This is a genomic window from Paramuribaculum intestinale, from assembly GCF_003024925.1.
Classification (GTDB): Bacteria; Bacteroidota; Bacteroidia; order Bacteroidales; family Muribaculaceae; genus Paramuribaculum; species Paramuribaculum intestinale.
The window spans coordinates 16,300-35,543 of sequence record NZ_PUED01000007.1; the positions used below are offsets into that span (position 1 = coordinate 16,300).

Here is a 19,244-nt window from a genome sequence, read left to right on the forward strand (position 1 = left end):
AAAAATTGCCACAATGAGCAAACTTCTTGAAATAAAAGGACTCCACGCCTCGGTCGAGGGCAAGGAGATCATACGCGGACTCGACCTTGAGATAGGCGCCGGCGAAGTCCATGCCATAATGGGACCCAACGGCTCCGGCAAGAGCACCCTTTCGGGTGTGCTGGCCGGAAACCCATCCTACCGCGTCACCGGCGGCAGCGTCAGCTTCCACGGCGTCGACCTGCTGTCGCTCTCGCCCGAAGACCGCTCCCACGAAGGACTGTTCCTGTCGTTCCAGTATCCGGTGGAGATACCCGGAGTGTCGATGACCAACTTCATGCGCGCGGCAATCAACGCCAAGCGCAAATATTTCGGCGAGGATCCCATGCCCGCCACCGAATTCCTCAAACTCATGCGCCAGCGCCGCGAGATAGTGGAGCTTGACAACCGCCTGGCATCGCGCTCGGTCAACGAGGGCTTCTCGGGCGGAGAAAAGAAGCGCAACGAGATATTCCAGATGGCTATGCTCGAGCCGCGGCTCTCGATACTCGACGAAACCGACTCCGGACTCGACATCGACGCCCTGCGCATCGTAGCCTCGGGCGTCAACCAGCTGAAAACAAAAGACAACGCCACCATAGTCATAACCCACTACCAGCGTCTGCTCGACTACATACGCCCCGACTTCGTGCATGTGCTATATCACGGCCGCATAGTACACAGCGGCGGACCTGAACTCGCGCTCGAACTCGAAGAGCGTGGCTACGACTGGATCAAGCAACAAGTCGACTGACCCTGCCATGAACGCTCTCAGACAATACACCGACCTCTATAACGCCCACTGCAAGGATATCGACGCACACGCACCCGCCCTGCTCAACGAGCTGCGCCCGCGTGCATTCGAAGCCCTGCAGGGCAAAGAGCTGCCCGACACACACACGGAGGGCTACGAGCGCACATCGCTCGACGAGATGATGACTCCCGACCGCGGCCTGAACATAATGCGCCTCGGACATTCGTTTGATCTATCCACAGCCATACGCTGCGAGCTGCCCAACGTATCGACTCTGCAGGCATATCTCGTGGGCGACACATTCGTGCCCACCGAAGGGCTCGACCGCCGTCTGCCCGAAGGAGTGATATTCACATCGCTGGCACGTGCATGTGAGCAGTGGCCCGACATCATAAAACCGCGTCTGGGCACGCTTGCCGACCTCAACGACGTCCCTACAGCCCTCAACACCCTTTTGTGCCAGGACGGCGCTGTGGTGCGCATTCCGGCCGGAACACATCTCGAAAAACCGCTGCAGATTGTCAACGTGTTTGACGGCGCAGAGCCTCAGATGGCCGTGCGCCGGCTGCTCGTGATCGTGGAGAAAGACGCTTCGGCCATGATCCTCACCTGCGACCACAGCAAATCCGACACACACTCGTGCCTTTCGCTGCAGGTGACCGAAGCATGGCTCGACGAAGGTGCCAGCCTCGACATCTGCGACATGGAGGAAACAGCGGCATCCAACGCCCGCTGCTCACGTCTCTACGTCAGTCAGCAGACCGGATCGCAGCTGCGCGCCAACATTGTGACGCTGTCATGCGGCACGACCCGCAACGACATGCGCACCGACATCAACGGCGAGCACTGCCGCACGGAAATCAACGGCATGGCCATCTGCACCGACCGCCGTCACGCCGACAACTGTTCGGTGGTGCGCCATCTGCAACCCCGCTCCCACAGCCGCCAGCTCTTCAAATATGTGCTCGACGACTATGCGCAGGGCGCTTTCGAAGGATCGATACTCGTCGCTCCCACCGCTCCCTATACCGAGGCCTACCAGAGCAACCGCAACGTACTCGCCTCGTCGACGGCACGAATGCACACACGCCCGCAGCTCGAAATCTACAACGACGAGGTGAGCTGCTCACACGGAGCGGCCACCGGTCAGCTCGACGAGCAGGCTCTCTTCTACATGCGCACCCGCGGCATCCCAGAGCGCGAGGCCCGCATGATGCTTATGCAGGCATTCATGTCGGACGTGATCGACTCCGTGAGCATACCCGGCCTGGCCGACCGTCTGCGGCATCTGACAGAAATGCGCTTCAGAGGCGACACAGCCGTATGCGGCGACTGCCCTGCAAAATAAACTTCAAAACGACACCGACCCCATGACAGCACTCGACACCGCCGACATACGCCGACAGTTTCCCGCCCTCAGCCGCAAAATCTACGGTCATGAACTGATATATCTCGACAACACCGCCACCACGCAGACACCATCGCCGGTGATCGACGCCATACGCGACGGTTATCTCGACTCGAAAGCCAACGTACACCGCGGCGTGCACACACTGTCGCAGGAGGCCACCGCCCGGCAGGAGGCCACACGCGAACTTGTGGCCCGATACATCGGCGCCGACGACAGCGCCGAGGTGATCTTCACCCGCGGCACCACCGAGTCGATCAATCTCGTGGCAAGCTCCTATGGCGCGCTGATGAACGAAGGCGACGAGATAGTGCTGACGGTCATGGAACACCACTCGAATATAGTTCCCTGGCAGCTTATCGCGGAGCGCCGCGGGCTGAAAATACGCGTCGTAGGGATGGACGACCGCGGAGTGCTTGATCTCGACGCATTCCGGAGCATGCTCAACGAGCGCACGCGCATTGTGGCGGTGACCCACGTGAGCAACGTGCTCGGCACGGTCAATCCCGTAGCCGAAATGATCGCCGAAGCCCACAAAGCCGGAGCTGCGGTGCTCGTCGACGGCGCGCAGGCCATAGCACATACAAAGGTCGACGTCAAGGCACTCGACGCCGACTTCTATGCATTCTCATCGCATAAGATGTATGGTCCGTGCGGTATCGGAGTGCTTTACGGACGCCGTGAGCTTCTTGAAAAAATGCCTCCATACCAGGGGGGCGGAGAGATGATAAAGACCGTGAGCTTCGGCGGCACGGTATTCGCCGACCTGCCTTTCAAATTCGAGGCCGGCACCCCCGACTTTGTCGGAATCGCGGCGCTTGCAAAGGCAGTGGAGTGGCTCGAAGCCACCGGTGTGGAACGGATCGCCGCCCACGAAGAGCAGCTGCTTGAATACACCACAGAGCGCATGGCCGAGATAGAAGGAATGCGTATATTCGGCACAGCTCCGGGCAAGAGCGCCATCATATCATTCCTGATAGGCAACGCACACTCCTACGACACCGGTCTGCTGCTCGACAAACTCGGCATTGCCGTGCGCACCGGCCACCACTGCGCCCAGCCCCTGATGGAGCGGCTGGGAGTGAGCGGCACCGTGCGTGCGTCGATGGCCGCCTACAATACCTTCGAGGAAGCCGACGCCTTTATCGGCGCATTGCGCCGCATTGCGCCGATGCTTGCCTGAGGCTGCAAGCCACCGTAGAGGCGCGTCAGAGCTTCTCCTGACGCTTGCGTATCCACGCGGCGAGCTCTACCATCACCGCATTGTGGGACGCCATCTGATCGCGTCTGTAGCCCCAACCGTGACCTCCAGAAGGATAAATATGGAGCGAGGCGTCGACACCGTGCCGGCGCATGGCAAGAAAATAATTGATCGAATTGAGAGGATCCACCACCTTGTCGTCGGCACTCAGCAGCAGCAATGCAGGCGGTGTCGACGGAGAGGCCTGAAGCTCCGACGAATAGCGCGCACGCAGCTCTGGAGAGTCAGCGTCGCCGAGAAACTGCGCAGCCGTGCCGGGATGTGTTATCTCCGGCATGAGCGACACCACCGGATAAAACAGTATCTGGAAGGCCGGGCGACAATCGGGTACAGCGCCATTGGCCATGGCGGCAGCCAGATGGCCACCGGCCGAAAAGCCCATGATACCCGTCCGGGAGATATCCACGTGCCATTCTTCGGCATTGTCGGCCAACACCCTGAACGCATCAGCCACATCGGTCAGCGGACGTGACCGATCGCCATCGGGCAGAGTGTAGTCGAGCACGGCATACGTCACTCCCAGACTGTTGAAGAACGGCGCCCAGTCGTAGCCCTCATGATCGGCGGCCACTTTGGAATATCCTCCTCCCGGACAAGCCACCAACGCCATTCCCGAAGGTTTTGAGGGCACAAAAACACGCATCGACGGCGACTGCACATCAACCACGCGTCCCTGTGCGAAAGTAGTCACAGACACGAGCGACAGCGCGTTCAGCGCGGCCGCCACACCCTTGCGGATGCCCATAGGAGCCGCCGTGCGCCGCGCGCTTCCCGAAGCGATATGATCGGCCATGCGGCTCTCGATATATCCGTCTGCCATAATCAATCGTTATACTGTGATGTCAGAATCCGGGTAAGCTCGGCTACGCCTTCAGACGCGCCTTTGCGTATGACGTGGACCCATTCGGGCACAGGAGCCGGATTGGGGTCGATATAATAGACTGGCGTGCCACGGCGAACATAGTTGAGCAGTCCGGCCGCAGGATACACCACCAGGCTCGTGCCTATGACAACGAAAACATCGGCCTGCGACACAAGCTCCACAGCCGGCTCCATCATGGGCACGGCCTCCTGAAAAAACACTATGTGCGGACGCAACGGCCGTCCCTCCGGATCGCGGCTCTCGGGCGAGGTATCGGCATGATCGGGATCGAGTCGATAGACACGATATGGCTCGTCGACCGTGCGCACCGCCATCAGTTCGCCGTGAAGATGAAGCACATTGGAACTGCCGGCACGCTCGTGGAGATCATCGACATTCTGTGTGATGACATACACTTCGTAGTCCTTTTCGAGAGCCGCCAGCCCCAGATGCCCTGCATTGGGCTCGGCTTTGAGCAGTTCGCGCCGCCTGGCGTTGTAGAAATCATGGACAAGACGTGGATTGCGTCTGAAACCGTCGGCACTGGCCACGTCCATCACCGGATAGTTTTCCCACAGTCCGCCGCTGTCGCGGAAGGTGCTGATACCGCTTTCGGCGCTCATGCCTGCGCCGGTGGAGATTACGAGTTTTTTCATCGGGAGAAAGTTTTTTTGCACAGTTACGTTCAGAGTCTGAACAAGGAGAAATTGACACTGCCGTAGGCACGGTGTTCGAAAAAGCCTGGCAACGTGGAGAAATCAAACTTACGCGAGTGCTCCATCACGAACAGCGTGCCCTCCTTGACGAGCTTCGAGCCGAGCACCTTGCCCGGAATCTCGCCGAATCCGTCCATGTCATAGGGAGGATCGGCGAAGATGAAATCGAACGGAGCGACGGCGGTCGATATATACCGCAGCGCATCGCCCCTGACGAGATGCAGATTGTCGGCGCCGAGCGCCTCGGCCGTGCGCCTGATAAACGAGCACTGCACCGGCGCGCGCTCCACGGCTGTCACTTCGGCGGCCTCGCGCGAAAGAAGTTCGAACGTGATGGCTCCGGTGCCGGCGAACAGATCGAGCGCACGGACACCTTCGAGATCCATCAGATTCTCGATGACGTTGAATATATTCTCGCGGGCGAAATCGGTTGTAGGCCTCGCAGTGATGGATGTCGGCACATCAAACCGCCGACGTCCGTATTTTCCTCTTATGATTCTCACCTTGTCAGATTCTGCATTAAAAGATTTAACAATATGCGGGGCCTCTGCCTATGCATTATGTGCATAACGCCCCGACACCCCGTGAAGATCACGCCTGAAGAAAATAATCGGGCAGATCAGCCCCGGAATGCCCCAGACGGCATATTGCCGGCGAAGCATTGACCATCTCCACCGGACATGATGCCCCGCGCAGCATATCGGCCATCGCGGCACACCATTCACGCGATGCCCCGGCACGACGCAGATACACCGTACCACGGTCGGCGCCCACGACGCGACGCAGAGCCGCCACATAGTAGGCGGCATCTTCCGGCGCGCTGATATCGAAACTGTTTGCCGCCATGAGATTGCCGTCGAGATTATACACCCAGCGTATCACCGCGTCCTCACACGACACCCAAAGCCCGTCGGCACGGTAGCATTCGATCATGGCCGCGAGAGTAGGACGTATCGTTATGTTGAAAAAGGTGCGTCGGAAAAAGGCCAGAAGTTGCTCGTCGTCGTCCGAAACCACCACGGCTTCGCGCCATGTGGGTTCACGAAGCGACACGCACGCCTCACTCCCGAAGGTAGCCTCAAAAGCCTCTTCGGCTGCCTTGTCGTCAAGACAAGCGGGGATAAGCGCCACACGTGGCGAAGATGTCAGCAACCCGATGCGGCTGAAATCGGAAAGCAGCAGCGGATTGTCGTAGACTGCCTCCTCCACCGCCTTGGCATAGCTTCCGGCAGTGGCTACGGGTAGCGGTATGTGCGACAATATCATCTGTTCGCCGTCGACCGGAGGCAACAGCGCGGCAGTCAGCCTACGGTCGGAGAGCTGCATCACAAGGCTCCATAGTTCAGGCTGTGAGATGAGATCTTTGTCAAGCTGTGGCATGTATATAGTAGTTTTTTATCTACAACGGATTTATAAACGCTTTATGAGCGACAGGCCGTCGCGCAGGGGGAATATCACCGACTCCAGTTCCGGATCTTCGGCCACAAGGCGGTTGAATTCCAGAATGCCGCGCAACTGCGGATCGCGGCCTGCATCGTCGGCCACCACCCGTCCCGACCAGAGAGTGTTGTCGGCGAGGATATATCCTCCGCGGGCCATACGCGGCTTCAGCATGGCGAGATACTCCGGATAGCGGCGCTTGTCGGCATCGACAAACACCATGTCCCACTCTCCGGGCATACGTCCGACCACCTCGGCCGCGTCGCCGATATGGAGCGTTATCGACGGATAATCCGCAAAACGCTCGCGCAGCTCGTCGTCCATCTCATCGTCGATCTCCACAGTGTCGAGCGTGGCTCCCGGCTGCAGCCCCTCGGCGATGCAAAGCGTGGAGTAGCCGGTGAAGGTACCCAGCTCGAGTACACGCTTCGGCGCTATCATGGAGGTGAGCATCTTCAGTATACGTCCCTGCAGATGTCCCGAACACATGCGGGGATAGAGATGGTGAAGCCATGTATGGCGGTAGAGCCGCTTAAGATGATCGGGCTCCGGCGAGATATGGCTCTCGATATATTGTTCAAGCCGGTCGTCGGTGAGTGTCAGCGGATTGCTCATAACGAGGTGAAATAGGTCTGCGACGCCTCTATGCATCGGCGCATAGCGTCGACACACTCGGCAGGGAAGCTTCCCTGCGCGGTTTCGCCGGTGAGCAGAAGCGTTTCCACTCCGTCGCGCACCGCAAAGGCCACATCGGTCATCTCGGCTCTTGTCGGATAGGGGTGATCGATCATGGATGTGAGGATCTGCGTCGATACTATCACAGGTTTTCCCGCCGCGCGGGCCATGGCACAGGCCTTGTGCTGCACGGCCGGTATGGTTGCCACGTCGATCTGTGTGCCGAGATCGCCGCGCGCCACGAGAATGCCGTCGGCAGCCTCAAGGATGCCGTTGAAATTGCGTATCGCCTCGCGGCACTCTATCTTGGCGAAGATGCGTATATCGCTGCCGGCGGTCAGAGCGCGGACAGCCTCAACGTCGGCCGCACAGCGCACAAAGGAGTGGGCTATCATGTCGATGCGCTCCTCCACAGCCACCTCGATGGCGCAGCGGTCGCGCTCCGACACGGCCGGGATCGGGGGCAGATCGGTGTCGGGCAGATTGACTGTCTTGCGCGACCCGAGTTCGCCGCCGAGAGTGACTACGGCTTCGGCCACAGCACCGTCGGCATGACGCACTGTAAGCTCCATGGCTCCGTCGTCGAGCACCACCCGATGACCCTTTCGAAGAGCGGAGCACACTCCCTCCACGGCTATGCCTATGACCGACGAATCGGTAGCGGCACACTCGGCGAGTCTCACTTCGTCGCCGACGGCCAGTGTCACCGACTCCAGAGTGCCGGACAATTGCGTCGTGCGGATTTCAGGTCCCTTCGTATCCATCAGTATCGCCGTTCCGGGCACATGCTCGCGCACGGCGCGGATGATGCGTCTGAGTCCTTCGCCGTCGACATGCGCCGAATTGATCCTGACTGAATCCATTCCGGCGCGCCTCAGCGACGTCAGGAAGTGTCGGTCACAGCGCAAATCGGTGACCGTTGCCATTATATCGGTAAGTCTTTTCATATTGTCAATATTATTATTCAGGCCGTGCTATAGCCTCTACGGCCAGACGGTAGCTGTCGAGTCCGAATCCGGCTATCGATCCACGGCACACAGGCGCTATCAGCGAACGGTGGCGTATCTCCTCGCGGGCCGCCACGTTGGATATATGCACCTCCACCACCGGTGTCTCGATGGCCGCGATGGCGTCGGCGATGGCGAGCGAGGTGTGGGTATAAGCTCCGGCATTGAGTATTATCCCGGCATATCGGCCGTTGAAACCGTCGGCGTGCAGCCGGTCGATGATCGCGCCCTCGTGGTTGCTCTGAAAAAAGTCGAATCCGATATGCGGATACAGGCTCCGCAATCGCTTCATGAAGTCGTCGAAAGAGGTGTTGCCGTAAACCGCCGGCTCGCGCACCCCGAGCAGATTTAGGTTTGGACCGTTGATAATGAGTATATCCATGATTTTATGGAGCTTTTGATGAGAAGTGTATTCAAAGACCGGGAGCGTTGACCAGCATCCATATTCCGGCATGGGTAAGCGCCATGAGGGCAAGCAGCACCCACGCCATGGTGCGGCGGCTGTCCCAGCACAGACATGCGAGCCATGCGGCCACAACCACGTAGAACGGATAGATCCACACCAATGTGCGCACCATGTCAGGACCATCCGGCGGACAGGCCGACAGCAGCGCCGGAGTGAGCAATGCCGGAAGTGACATCACTACCGCCAGAACTATGAACCATGCCGGAGCACGGCAACCCGACCGTCCGCTCATCGCGACGCCTCCTCCCCGAGGCTCTCGCGATAGGCCGCCACGGTTTCGGTCAGCCCCGCCACGAGATCATAGCGCGGTGCGAATCCGAAGTCGGCTACAGCTTCGTCGACCGAGCAATTCCAGTTGCGCTGACGCATTATGCGGAATTTGTCGCGGTTGAGCGTGCTGGGTTTCGACCGTATGACGCCGATCTTCTCGGCCACCGCCGAAACCAGATAGAGCATCCATATAGGCACCCTTACCGGTATCACCAGCCGGCGGCGGAGTATGCGCGCGGCGATGCGCCGGAATTCGGCCTGTGTGTAGCTGCGTGGCTCTGATATGATGTATTTCCGCCGGAGAGTGCGGTCGGTGTCGAGCGCGTCGAACACAGCCGCGGCAAGATCTTTTACATAGATGAACGTAAGCATCTGCCGGCGCAGTCCCACGCCGAAATCCCAGTGGCGGTCGATGCTTCGGATCATCATCAGATAGTCTTGCTCGTGGGGGCCGTAGACACCTGTGGGCCGGAAGATGGTCCATGGAATGTCGGGGCATGTTTCGAGAAATGTCTCAGCCTTTATCTTGCTGACGCCGTAACGGGTGTCGGGTGCCGGGATGGTCTTTCCGGTAAGCGGCGCATAGGTGCGTTCGTCGCCCGGTCCGAGCGCCGACAGGCTGCTCATGTAGAGCAACCGTCCGGGGATACGGCGGGCCATACGCAACGCTTCGACGACATTGCGCAGATACTGGTAATTGATACGGTTGAAATCGGCGAAATTGGTGCATTTCGTAGCTCCGAGATTATACACGAGCCGGTAATCATCCCCTTCGGGGACTGCCCCGGCTATGGCCTCGGCCATCTGCTCCGGATTTTCGTAGTCGAGAATCAGAAAACGGATGCGGCTGTCGGCGAGGTATCGGCGCGATGTCGACTCACGTATGCCGGCAGTCACCGTATATCCGCGACGCAGCGCTTCGTCGGCGATGAAACCGCCGACAAAACCGCCCGCTCCTATTATCAGTACGTTTTTGCTCATTTGAAGGCAAAGTTAGGGAAAATCCGCGGATTTTCCTTAATTTTGCACACAAAGCAGACAACCTACCGACAGATTATGGGCAAGAACAAATTGCGAAAATTCCGGGAGATGGAAGAGATACCTTTCGTCGTACAATGTCCGTTTGCCACACTGGCGTCAGAGGGATTCGGGATGAAAGGACACTGGAACAGCGACTTTTTCCACAACGACAATCCCATAGTGCTTGAACTCGGATGCGGCAAGGGCGAATACACCGTTGGCCTCGCCGAACGCATCCCCGGCAAGAACTTCATAGGCATCGACGTAAAGGGCGCCCGCATGTGGACCGGCGCCAAGCGCGCTCTGGCCGCAGGAATGACCAATGTAGGATTTCTGCGCACAGACATAGAGCTTATTGACCGCTTTTTCGCCCCCGGCGAAGTGAGCGAGATATGGATCACGTTTCCCGACCCGCAGATGAAAAAGGTGCGCAAGAGACTGACGTCCACCCGGTTTCTGGAACTATACAGCCATATACTGAAGCCCGAAGGGAAACTGCATCTGAAGACCGACAGCCCGTTTCTTTACACCTACACACGCGCCATGGCCTCGCACAACGGCATCACACCCGAAGCCGACACGGCCGACCTCTACGGCGATCCGTCGCATCCGGCCGACGACATACTGTCTATACGCACCTATTACGAGCAGCAATGGCTATCGCGCGGCCTGACGATCAAATATCTGCGGTTTGCCATTCCGCGCGACCGCGAGCTGTCGGAACCCGACATAGAGATACCCTACGACACCTACCGCAGCTTCTCGCGCGGCCATGTCGAAGGCGAATGAACTATAAACAGACATCAACACACCCCAGCTGATCTTTATGGAACGACTATATCCCAACCTCATACTCGACGCACTGCGCAATGTGCGCTATCCGGGCAACGGACGCGACATCGTTGATCTCGACATGATCGCCGACGACATACGCATCGACGGCCCGAAAGTGAGCTTCACGATAGTGTTTGACAAGCCCACCGACCCGTTCATGAAATCGATAGTCAAGGCTGCCGAGGCCGCCCTGCGCACATATATATCACCCGAAGTGGAACCGACCATAGCCACGGCGTCGCGACAGCCCGAACAAAAAGCGCAGCCGATGCTTCCGGGTGTGAAAAACATCATAGGGGTCAGCTCAGGCAAGGGCGGCGTGGGCAAATCGACCGTGGCCGTGAATCTCGCAGTGGCTCTCGCTCAGGAGGGCTACCGGGTGGGGCTTCTCGATGCCGACATATTCGGTCCGTCGCTCCCGAAAATGTTCGGCGTGGAGGACGAGCAGGTATATATGCACGAAGTCGACGGACGCGCGCTGATCATCCCGCTTGAAAAATATGGAGTGAAACTTCTCTCTATCGGCTTTCTTGTCGACAAAGACAGTGCTGTGCTGTGGCGCGGCGGCATGGCCTCCAACGCCCTCAGGCAGCTGATAGGCGAAGCCGACTGGGGCGAACTCGACTATTTCCTCATAGACATGCCTCCGGGCACGAGCGACATACACCTGACGCTGGTGCAGACACTCGCCATCACAGGTGCGGTCATCGTCAGCACTCCTCAGGAGGTGGCTCTTGCCGACGCACGCAAGGGCATATCGATGTTTACCGGTGAGAAAGTCAATGTGCCTATACTCGGACTTGTGGAAAACATGGCATGGTTCACTCCCGAACGCCATCCCGACGAGCGATACTATATATTCGGACGCGAAGGGGGCGTGAAACTCGCCCAGCAACTCGGCGTGAGACTTCTGGGGCAGATACCGGTCGTGGAGTCGATATGCGAGGGGGGCGATGAAGGACGCCCCGTGGCTCTTGACGGCTCATCAATCACCGGCCAGGCATTCCGCCATGTAGCCCGCGAGGTAGTCGACGCATGCAACCGCCGCAACGGCACTCTCCCACCGACCATAAAGGTTTCGCTGCAGTAAAAACACAGCATACTACTATCTACCACCCCGTCAAGGCGGCGCTTTGCGACGCCATGACGGGGTTTTATGCAGGCTCTTCTTTGATCGGAGTCATCAGAGTTATCGGAGCTATCAGAGCTATCGGAGGGGTAGCGGAAAGCTGTTAATTAGTGTGATATTACTGAACTTCACAACTTACTATAAAACAATATCATAGTATTCGATGCGCGCTCGATGTAACAAGGCTGTAACTGATTTAACTTCGTTTAACACAAAAACTCTTGTAGAGCTGTAATTCTCCGTAACTTTGCATTGTCAACGAATTGTAACATCAGCGCTGACAAACCGACATAACAACCCATTACACCTCTAAAACCTCACAACAATGGCTACAGCAAACTTTCAATCCAGACTCATGGGACTTCAGGCAAACCTCCTCAACTTCGCCTTCATGCTCACATCGAACCGCGACGATGCCTACGATCTGCTTCAGGATACCACGCTGAAAGCCCTCGACAACGCCGACAAATATGTCGAGAACACCAACTTCAAGGGATGGGTGTTCACCATCATGCGCAACATCTTCATCAACAACTACCGCCGCGTGGTGCGCTCGGCCACGGTCATCGACCAGACCGACGATCTCTACCATCTCAACCTCAGCCAGGACTCGGGCCTGGAAACTCCCGAAGGCTCATTCGGCGCCAAGGAGATCACCGACGCCATCAACGAATTCCCCGACAAATACCGCATACCCTTCTCGATGCACGTGGCCGGCTACAAGTACGGCGAGATCGCCGAAAAGATGCAGTTGCCGCTGGGCACAATCAAGAGCCGCATATTCTTCGCGCGCCAACAGCTCCAGACACGCTTCGCCGACTACCGCTGAAAAGCCATACCACACCCATACACATTACTATAAAAACACACTATCTTGAAAAACGGCCGCGGACGCCCTCCATTGACTATGGAGTCGTCCGCGGTCATTTTGCGTCACTTCGGAGCGGATCAGGAGCGTATGGCCGCTTCCCTGTCGGCGTCCCAATAGCGGCAGTCAAGCTCAAAGAAGAGCGAGGTGTAGGGAATAGTCAGCCCAGACTTGATGACAACCACCAGATAGAGCCTGCTGACCTCGTCGAGCCGCAATATCAGATCCTCGTGGCCGAGATCTTTTATGGCCCCGTAGCCACCGATCACTTCGTCGACTCCGGCACGATATGATGTAATGCCGGGACAGAGCCGCTCGTCGAGGCGCAACTGCTCCGAGTCGCGATATACATGCGCCACCACATGAGAGGCGCCGTCAAGCTCGCCGCGGATCGTACGGAGCACGGTCGGAAAATCGTCGGCCGTAGCATCAAGGGTGAGCACTCCGGGATTGGTCTGCAACGGATAAGCCATGTCGGTGACCACGATCCAGTTGCGATGCCCCAGCAGCGGCATCATCGTGTGAAGTTGTTCTTTCCAATCCATATAAAAATTAGTTGATATTATGAAACTCGTCAGTAACCCATGGTCTGCTGCGGCGCTTTTTGATTTTATCCGGCGTTTTTTACTCTCATCCTCAGTTGTGTAGCTCGCTACACGCCCTCGTCTTCAAGCGAAAACCACTCGAACAGATCTCAAAAATCACTCGCAGCTAATTTTTGCGAGTCACTTAAGTGTATATGTATGAGAGGATAATCTGTCATTGATGACTGAATCTGAGAGCCATGCCTCGGGCTGTGGCAAACACTATGCCGTGGCGGTAGGCCGTATGGCCGTTGACCCACGTCTGATCCACACGCACACTCAGCGGCGCGCCCTCAAGCGGACTCCAGCCACACCGGCTGATGACCGACTCAGGAGTGACGGGATAAGGCTCCACATCGTCGTCGACCATCACCAGGTCGGCATAATAGCCCTTGCGGATGAAGCCGCGGCGCTCGATGCCGAACAACGTGGCCGGATTGTGGGCCATTTTCTCCACCACCTGCTCAAGCGAGAGAACCCCCTCCTTCGACAGCTCAAGCATGACGGGGAGAGAGAACTGCACCATAGGCATGCCGCTGACAGCTGTCAGAGCCGTGCCCTCCTTCTCCTCTGGAAGATGCGGCGCATGGTCGGTGGCAATAACGTCGATAAGACCGTTGGCCACCGCATAGCGCAGTCCGTCGCGGTCGACCGGACGCTTTATGGCGGGATTGCATTTGATTCTGGCTCCGAGGTGGGGATACTGTTCGTCGGTGAACAGCAGGTATTGCGGACAAGTTTCGGCAGTGATACGTTTTCCGGCCACCGGTCCGGCCTCGAAGAGACGAAGCTCGTCGGCGGTGGAAACGTGGAGCACATGAAGCCGCGCGCCTGTCAGCCGGGCCATATCCACGGCTGTCTGCGTGGCCTTGAGGCAGGCCTCGTGGTTGCGTATCACCGGATGGAAAGCTATCGGCAGATCCTCACCGTAGCGCGCCACAACGGCCTCACGGTTGGCCTTTATGGTAGCCTCGTCCTCGGCATGGACAGCTATGAGCGCCGGCACCTCGCGGAATATACGCTCTATCACCTCGCGCCGCTCCACAAGCATGTTGCCGGTGGATGACCCGAGAAACAGTTTCACTCCGGCGGTCAGACTCCAGTCGGCATCAAGAAGCTGCTGCAGATTGGTGTCGGTGGCTCCGATGAAGAAGCCATAGTTGGCCACCGAAACTTCGGCTGCACGCTCGCGCTTGGCGGCCACATCATCGGGGGTAATGGTGGCGGGGCGCGTATTTGGCATGTCGATGAACGACGTCACGCCTCCGGCCACGGCCGCGCGGCTCTCGGTGGCCATGTCGGCCTTGTGCGTGAGTCCCGGATCGCGGAAATGCACATGGCCGTCGATGACACCGGGCATCAACAGACGTCCGGCCGCGTCGATCTTCTCCAGATCGTCGCGCTGCATGAGTGCGGCCGGGGCATCGCCCGCCGCGGTATCGGCGATGACATCGCCCTCTATAAGCACGTAGCCACGTGCGGTGACACCTTCGTTGACTATCCGGGCGTCATGAATCAGTATCGGTCTGCGATCCATATTGCGGATATTTTTTGAACATGCTGTCGAGGCGCAGGCGCAGCACACCGAACACAGCCTCGCTGAAAATACCTGTCGACATCTTGCTCGTGCCGAGCACACGATTGACAAACACGATGGGCACCTCCTTGATGCGGAACCCGCGCTTGAATGTCTGGAACTTCATTTCGATCTGAAATGCGTAGCCTTTGCAGCGGATGGAATCGAGCGGCAACGCCTCCAGCACCCGGCGGGTGTAGCAGGCAAAACCGGCCGTGGTGTCGTGAACCGGCATTCCGGTGACCAGCCTGACATAGGCCGACGCATAATAAGACATCAGCACGCGTCCTATGGGCCAGTTGACCACATTGACGCCGGTGACGTAGCGCGAGCCCACGGCCATATCCGCTCCTTCGTCGCGGCAGGCCGACAGAAGGCGCAGCAGATCCTTGGGATCGTGACTGAAATCGGCATCCATTTCGAAGATATAGCGGTAGCCGGCAGGATCGGCAAGACATATTTTGAAACCCTCGATATAGGCTGTGCCGAGTCCGAGTTTGCCGGGACGCTCATGGAGCTTTATCCGTCCGGGGAACTCCTGCTGGAGGGCGCGTACAGCCCCCGGGGTGCCGTCGGGCGACCCGTCGTCGACCACAAGCACGTCAAACTCGCTGTCGCCAAGGGCCATGACAGCGCGTATGATAGAGTCGATATTCTCTATCTCGTTGTATGTAGGTATGATTACTATGCTCTGATGCATGGCTGCGTGATCAGAATTTCAGTGAGGCTCCGGCCAGTCCGGTGATGCCCTGTGATTCGAAACAGTCGACGGTCGAATAACGGTGGTTGAGCAGATTCTCTCCATTGACAAAGACTGTCAGAGCCGGGGTGATCCCATAGGATATTCCGGCCGACAGATCGCGCACATCGCCGAGAGTTATGGCAGGTGATGCTCCATCGTATATGTGACATATACGGCGGCCGGTACGCAGAGTGAAGCCGAGATCGACGCTCAGACGCTCCACCGGATTGACCTTGACCGACGCGTCGAGCACATTGCGCGCCCTGTCGCGCCACAGATAGTAGCCTTTGCCGTAGGCGGAAGGAGCTGTGTGCCACTCCACGCGAGCATCTGCGACAGATCCCCACCGGTAGCCAACGGCCGCCCCGAAATGAAATCCCTTGACATCTTCCGGCTCAAGAATCAGACTGCCGTAACTGTCGGTGATGGCAGGCATGAGCCAGTCGTTGGCACGGGCATATCCGCCGGAGATCTCGCCATACAGACCGTGAAGCGGTCCGATGCGCAGGCGCGCGTCGAGTGTCAGCGGTATGTGTGAATTGGCATAAGCCGCCCATGGCTCAATGTTGCGTGCGAAAGCTAATACAGATCCGAGCGTGTTCTGCCACTCTCCTCCTCCGGCACTAACCTCCAGGGCAAACATCGACGACGGGTTGACAGCGATCCTTACATCAGGGGCTATATGGAACGCCTTGCCTGAATTGTGGGTGAGGTCGACACGCGCTCCAAGCCGGAGGTCGAAAGCTCCGGCACGATAGGAATATGAGGGACTGAACCGCAGAAGCCATGTAGAGTATGACCGCGGGGTGCCGATATTGGGATTTTCGACCGTGGGATTGGTGCGCAAACCCGAAAAGTCGACATCGAGCGCGGCAAGCGATCCGCCGTCGAAGTCAGCATTCAGTCCGGCTCCGAAACGGAAATTGTTCTCGGCCTCGGCCGGAAGCTGATCCTGACGGTAGGGATAACGGATGTCGTCGCCGAACGCGAAGCGCGAGTAACCGGCACGGAATCCATAGCCTAGATCATTGACGGTCGATTTCCATGCAAGGTCGGCGTTCCAGCGGTTGACCGACTGGTATTCCATGCCGTAATCGCCTGTAGCCGGGCTGTAACCCGGATGATTGTAGCGCGAGTAGGAGTAGTCAAGCTCGCCCGACAGCTCCGAGGATGCGCCGATACGCTGCGAGGCATAGATGCCTACGGTGGCGGTATGGTCGCGTATGTATTCCTTCCGGCCGGATGAAGCACGGTCATAGGGGGTGCGCCGCGAGGTGTAGACGGTGCCGTCGTATTGCAGCCATGCTCCGACACGGGTGGTGGAATTGTCGACAATCCTGTATCCGGCCGACAGCATGGCGTTATAGAGCGGCATGAAGCCGATGGAGGCATATCCGCGGTAGGGGCTGATGTAGATGCTGTCGGCCCATGCGGCCGGATCGAGCACAACTATCCCTGCCGGCACTCGTGAGGTGATGGCTCTTGTGGATGGCGACAGGCGCTCCATGGCCAGAGGTGGGAGAGATACCGACGGCGTGAAGCCGAGGCGTGTGGCCTCGCGCTGTATCGGCACCACCTCGCGCTCCACAGTGATCTCCTTGTTGAGCTGCTGCGCGGCTGTCGTGGCTGTGGCGGCCGCCGATATTACGGCGATTGCCGTCAATCTTATAGTGTGGTTTATCATGAGCGGATGTTATTGCTGTTGTTTCAGACGTGAGTCGATCATATCGAATATTTCTGCTTCGGTGCCGGGATAGTTGCTCTTGAGCGAACGGAGATATTCGTCGGCCTCGAAACCGTTGCCCTGGGCACGCAGCGCATCGCTGAGCACTATAAATCCTCGTGCGAGCCAGTAGGCGTGGGGCGGATTGGCGTTTATGAGGGCGTCGGCCGTGGCGCGCGCCTTCTCGGCGTTGCCGCTGCGGAGCTGCGATTCGGCCAGACTGACGGCCGCACGTGCGCCATACTCATCTTCGGGGCTTGCGGCAAGAAGAGCCCATGCGGCTTCGGCCTCGTCATTGCGTCCAAGACGGCTGAGGGCAAGAGCGCGGTCGTAGGAGATCTCCTGCAGTCCGGTCAGATTTTCGGCCGACGATGACAGCAGCCTGTCGGCAGCCTCCAGGGCCGTAGCGTTCTCGTCAAGCATGAGCGCCGTGCGCATCACTCCAAGGCGCGCCTGCTGCAGGCGGCGCGGACTCGACGCGCTCTGCTCCAGACGCCGGTATGATTCGAGCGATGCCGCTCCGCGACCCTGCGCCAGCTCGGCTTCGGCACGGATTATCAGCGCGTCCTCGCTGACGTCGGCGTGGGGATAACGGTCGGTAAGGCGTGTGGCATATTCGAGAGCCTCGGCGTCGCGCCCGGCGGCCTCTGCAGCCTTTGCCATCAGCAGGAGAGCCTGCGGCTCATGGACTCCGCCCGGATACGTGCGCAGATAGTCGGCCAGACGCTCCGTGCGGTCGTTGGCCACATAGTCGGACTCGGCGGCGCGGAATGCCAGTGCCTCAAGCTCTGAGGCCTCGGTCTGCGGAGCGTCGGGAACCGATGCTATGAATTCGGAATACTCCTGTAGCTTTCCCTCGTCGGCATAGATGCGCTTGAGGTCGTCGGCGGCCATACGTGCCTCCTCGCTTGTAGGATATGACGATATTATCTGCCGGTAGGAGTCTTTGGCTTCCTTGCGGCGTCCGGCGCTCAGCGAGGCTATGGCCTTGCGGAGCATTCCCTGGCGCGCATAGGTCGATGCGGGATAGTCGCGCAGCAGATTGTCGTAAGCCTTAAGGGCTGCATTGTTGTCGCCAACCGCTGTATATGCGTCGGCCTGTTCAAGCATGGCGGCCGGTATGAGCGACGATGTCGGATAGCGTCTGCAGAGGTCGGAGATAAGCTCTATCTTCTGCTTGTGGTTGCGCTGCAGACCGCTCATGACTGCCTTCTGATAGAGAGCATAATCGCCGGCCTCCGGATTGAGGGCAAACGCCTTGTCGTAGGCGTCGGCCGCGCCGGCGAAGTCACTGCCGTAGTAAAGACAGTCGGCGGCACGGTTGTAGGCGTCGGCAAGCATACGGTTGTCGGGACGTGCTGCGATCACATCGCGGAAATCGGTTAGCGCAGCCTTGTAGTCGGCCTGTGAGAAGCGGGCATATCCGAGATTGTAGCGCGCTATCACGGTATTGGGATCGCCTCGGCGGGACTCCTTGAGATAAGCCTCAAGGGAGCGCACTGCGGCATCATAGCGTTCGAGGTCATACTGGCATATACCCTCCCACAGGAGAGACTGCCTGGCTATGGAGCGGTCGGCTCCGCTGATGGAAGCGGCCCGGCGGAAACGGTCGAGAGCCTCTGTCAGGCGTCCCGACGAATATTCGCGGGTGCCGAGAGCGAAGAGCGCGCGCTGGCGGGCGGCATTGGCCTCCGGCGTCGGACGGTTCATCGCATCTATCAGCTTCAGTGCCGACTGATAGTCGTTGTCGGTCATATATCCCGATATCATGTAAGAGCGCACTCGATCGGCATATTCCGACTGCGGATACTCGCGCAGGAAGTTCTCGAACAGCGCCACGGAATTGCCGAATGGCACGCGTCCGCCTTCGGACTTGGCCACGGCGTAGTTG

At 58.5% G+C, this 19,244-nt stretch carries 20 protein-coding genes; 6 read left to right on the forward strand and 14 right to left on the reverse strand.

Annotation, left to right across the window (positions count from 1 at the left end):
- The first annotated feature begins 13 nt into the window (after positions 1-13).
- The 3 genes from sufC to C5O24_RS01395 are packed head-to-tail and all read left to right on the forward strand — an operon-like array spanning position 14 to position 3,363.
- The gene (sufC, locus tag C5O24_RS01385) at positions 14-772 is read left to right on the forward strand and encodes a Fe-S cluster assembly ATPase SufC (protein WP_107681353.1); all 759 of its coding nucleotides are present in this window, start codon (positions 14-16) and stop codon (positions 770-772) included.
- On the forward strand, positions 738-2,120 hold the full coding sequence (gene sufD / locus C5O24_RS01390) for a Fe-S cluster assembly protein SufD (protein ID WP_133165428.1): 1,383 nt from the start codon (positions 738-740) through the stop codon (positions 2,118-2,120). The genes sufC and sufD overlap by 35 nt, the downstream gene beginning before the upstream one ends.
- A 22-nt stretch (positions 2,121-2,142) precedes the next feature.
- The gene (locus tag C5O24_RS01395; protein WP_107681354.1) at positions 2,143-3,363 is read left to right on the forward strand and encodes an aminotransferase class V-fold PLP-dependent enzyme; all 1,221 of its coding nucleotides are present in this window, start codon (positions 2,143-2,145) and stop codon (positions 3,361-3,363) included.
- 25 nt (positions 3,364-3,388) lie between these two features.
- Here the strand turns inward: C5O24_RS01395 and C5O24_RS01400 are convergent, their stop codons facing one another.
- The 9 genes from C5O24_RS01400 to C5O24_RS01440 all read right to left on the reverse strand — a co-directional run bounded on the left by C5O24_RS01400 (position 3,389) and on the right by C5O24_RS01440 (position 9,858).
- Positions 3,389-4,261 carry an alpha/beta hydrolase gene (locus C5O24_RS01400; RefSeq protein WP_107681355.1) on the reverse strand — a complete coding sequence of 291 codons (873 nt, stop codon included), beginning with the start codon at positions 4,259-4,261 and terminating at the stop codon, positions 3,389-3,391.
- 2 nt (positions 4,262-4,263) lie between these two features.
- On the reverse strand, positions 4,264-4,959 hold the full coding sequence (locus tag C5O24_RS01405) for an SIR2 family NAD-dependent protein deacylase (protein ID WP_107681356.1): 696 nt from the start codon (positions 4,957-4,959) through the stop codon (positions 4,264-4,266).
- A 29-nt stretch (positions 4,960-4,988) separates the two neighbouring features.
- Positions 4,989-5,522, reverse strand: coding sequence for an RsmD family RNA methyltransferase (locus C5O24_RS01410; protein WP_107035337.1), 534 nt, complete (start codon positions 5,520-5,522; stop codon positions 4,989-4,991).
- A gap of 88 nt (positions 5,523-5,610) precedes the next feature.
- Positions 5,611-6,399: a DUF3822 family protein gene (locus C5O24_RS01415; RefSeq protein WP_107035338.1), complete on the reverse strand. Its 789-nt coding sequence runs from the start codon at positions 6,397-6,399 to the stop codon at positions 5,611-5,613.
- 30 nt (positions 6,400-6,429) lie between these two features.
- Positions 6,430-7,074, reverse strand: coding sequence for an O-methyltransferase (locus C5O24_RS01420; protein WP_107035339.1), 645 nt, complete (start codon positions 7,072-7,074; stop codon positions 6,430-6,432).
- A complete protein-coding gene (gene pyk / locus C5O24_RS01425) occupies positions 7,071-8,081 on the reverse strand; it encodes a pyruvate kinase (RefSeq protein ID WP_107035340.1) in 1,011 nt (336 codons plus the stop codon). Before pyk ends, C5O24_RS01420 begins: the two co-directional genes overlap by 4 nt.
- Positions 8,082-8,094: 13 nt before the next feature.
- The gene (aroQ, locus tag C5O24_RS01430) at positions 8,095-8,523 is read right to left on the reverse strand and encodes a type II 3-dehydroquinate dehydratase (RefSeq protein ID WP_107035341.1); all 429 of its coding nucleotides are present in this window, start codon (positions 8,521-8,523) and stop codon (positions 8,095-8,097) included.
- Positions 8,524-8,554: 31 nt separating this feature from the next.
- Positions 8,555-8,839 (reverse strand): hypothetical protein, encoded by a 285-nt coding sequence (locus C5O24_RS01435; protein ID WP_107035342.1) that lies wholly within the window; start codon positions 8,837-8,839, stop codon positions 8,555-8,557.
- The gene (locus C5O24_RS01440) at positions 8,836-9,858 is read right to left on the reverse strand and encodes an NAD-dependent epimerase/dehydratase family protein (protein WP_107681357.1); all 1,023 of its coding nucleotides are present in this window, start codon (positions 9,856-9,858) and stop codon (positions 8,836-8,838) included. Before C5O24_RS01440 ends, C5O24_RS01435 begins: the two co-directional genes overlap by 4 nt.
- 75 nt (positions 9,859-9,933) lie before the next feature.
- On the opposite strand from C5O24_RS01440, the gene trmB reads away from it, so the two are divergent.
- The 3 genes from trmB to C5O24_RS01455 all read left to right on the forward strand — a co-directional run bounded on the left by trmB (position 9,934) and on the right by C5O24_RS01455 (position 12,689).
- Entirely contained in the window at positions 9,934-10,686 is a 753-nt protein-coding gene (gene trmB / locus C5O24_RS01445; RefSeq protein ID WP_107035344.1) for a tRNA (guanosine(46)-N7)-methyltransferase TrmB, read from the forward strand.
- Positions 10,687-10,723: 37 nt separating this feature from the next.
- Positions 10,724-11,821, forward strand: coding sequence for an Mrp/NBP35 family ATP-binding protein (locus C5O24_RS01450; protein WP_107035345.1), 1,098 nt, complete (start codon positions 10,724-10,726; stop codon positions 11,819-11,821).
- Positions 11,822-12,185: 364 nt separating this feature from the next.
- A complete protein-coding gene (locus C5O24_RS01455; protein WP_107035056.1) occupies positions 12,186-12,689 on the forward strand; it encodes an RNA polymerase sigma factor in 504 nt (167 codons plus the stop codon).
- A 119-nt stretch (positions 12,690-12,808) separates the two neighbouring features.
- On the opposite strand, the gene C5O24_RS01460 is transcribed toward C5O24_RS01455, so the two are convergent.
- The 5 genes from C5O24_RS01460 to C5O24_RS01480 all read right to left on the reverse strand — a co-directional run.
- Complete coding sequence (locus C5O24_RS01460; protein ID WP_107035346.1) at positions 12,809-13,273, reverse strand: RbsD/FucU domain-containing protein; 465 nt, start codon at positions 13,271-13,273, stop codon at positions 12,809-12,811.
- A gap of 214 nt (positions 13,274-13,487) precedes the next feature.
- Positions 13,488-14,849 (reverse strand): dihydroorotase, encoded by a 1,362-nt coding sequence (locus tag C5O24_RS01465; RefSeq protein ID WP_107035347.1) that lies wholly within the window; start codon positions 14,847-14,849, stop codon positions 13,488-13,490.
- A complete protein-coding gene (locus C5O24_RS01470; protein WP_107035348.1) occupies positions 14,821-15,588 on the reverse strand; it encodes a polyprenol monophosphomannose synthase in 768 nt (255 codons plus the stop codon). Before C5O24_RS01470 ends, C5O24_RS01465 begins: the two co-directional genes overlap by 29 nt.
- A gap of 10 nt (positions 15,589-15,598) precedes the next feature.
- Positions 15,599-17,314, reverse strand: coding sequence for a porin family protein (locus C5O24_RS01475; RefSeq protein ID WP_107681358.1), 1,716 nt, complete (start codon positions 17,312-17,314; stop codon positions 15,599-15,601).
- Positions 17,315-17,323: 9 nt separating this feature from the next.
- Positions 17,324-19,244: tetratricopeptide repeat protein (locus tag C5O24_RS01480; protein WP_205961043.1), on the reverse strand; the 1,921-nt coding region annotated here is incomplete at its 5' end.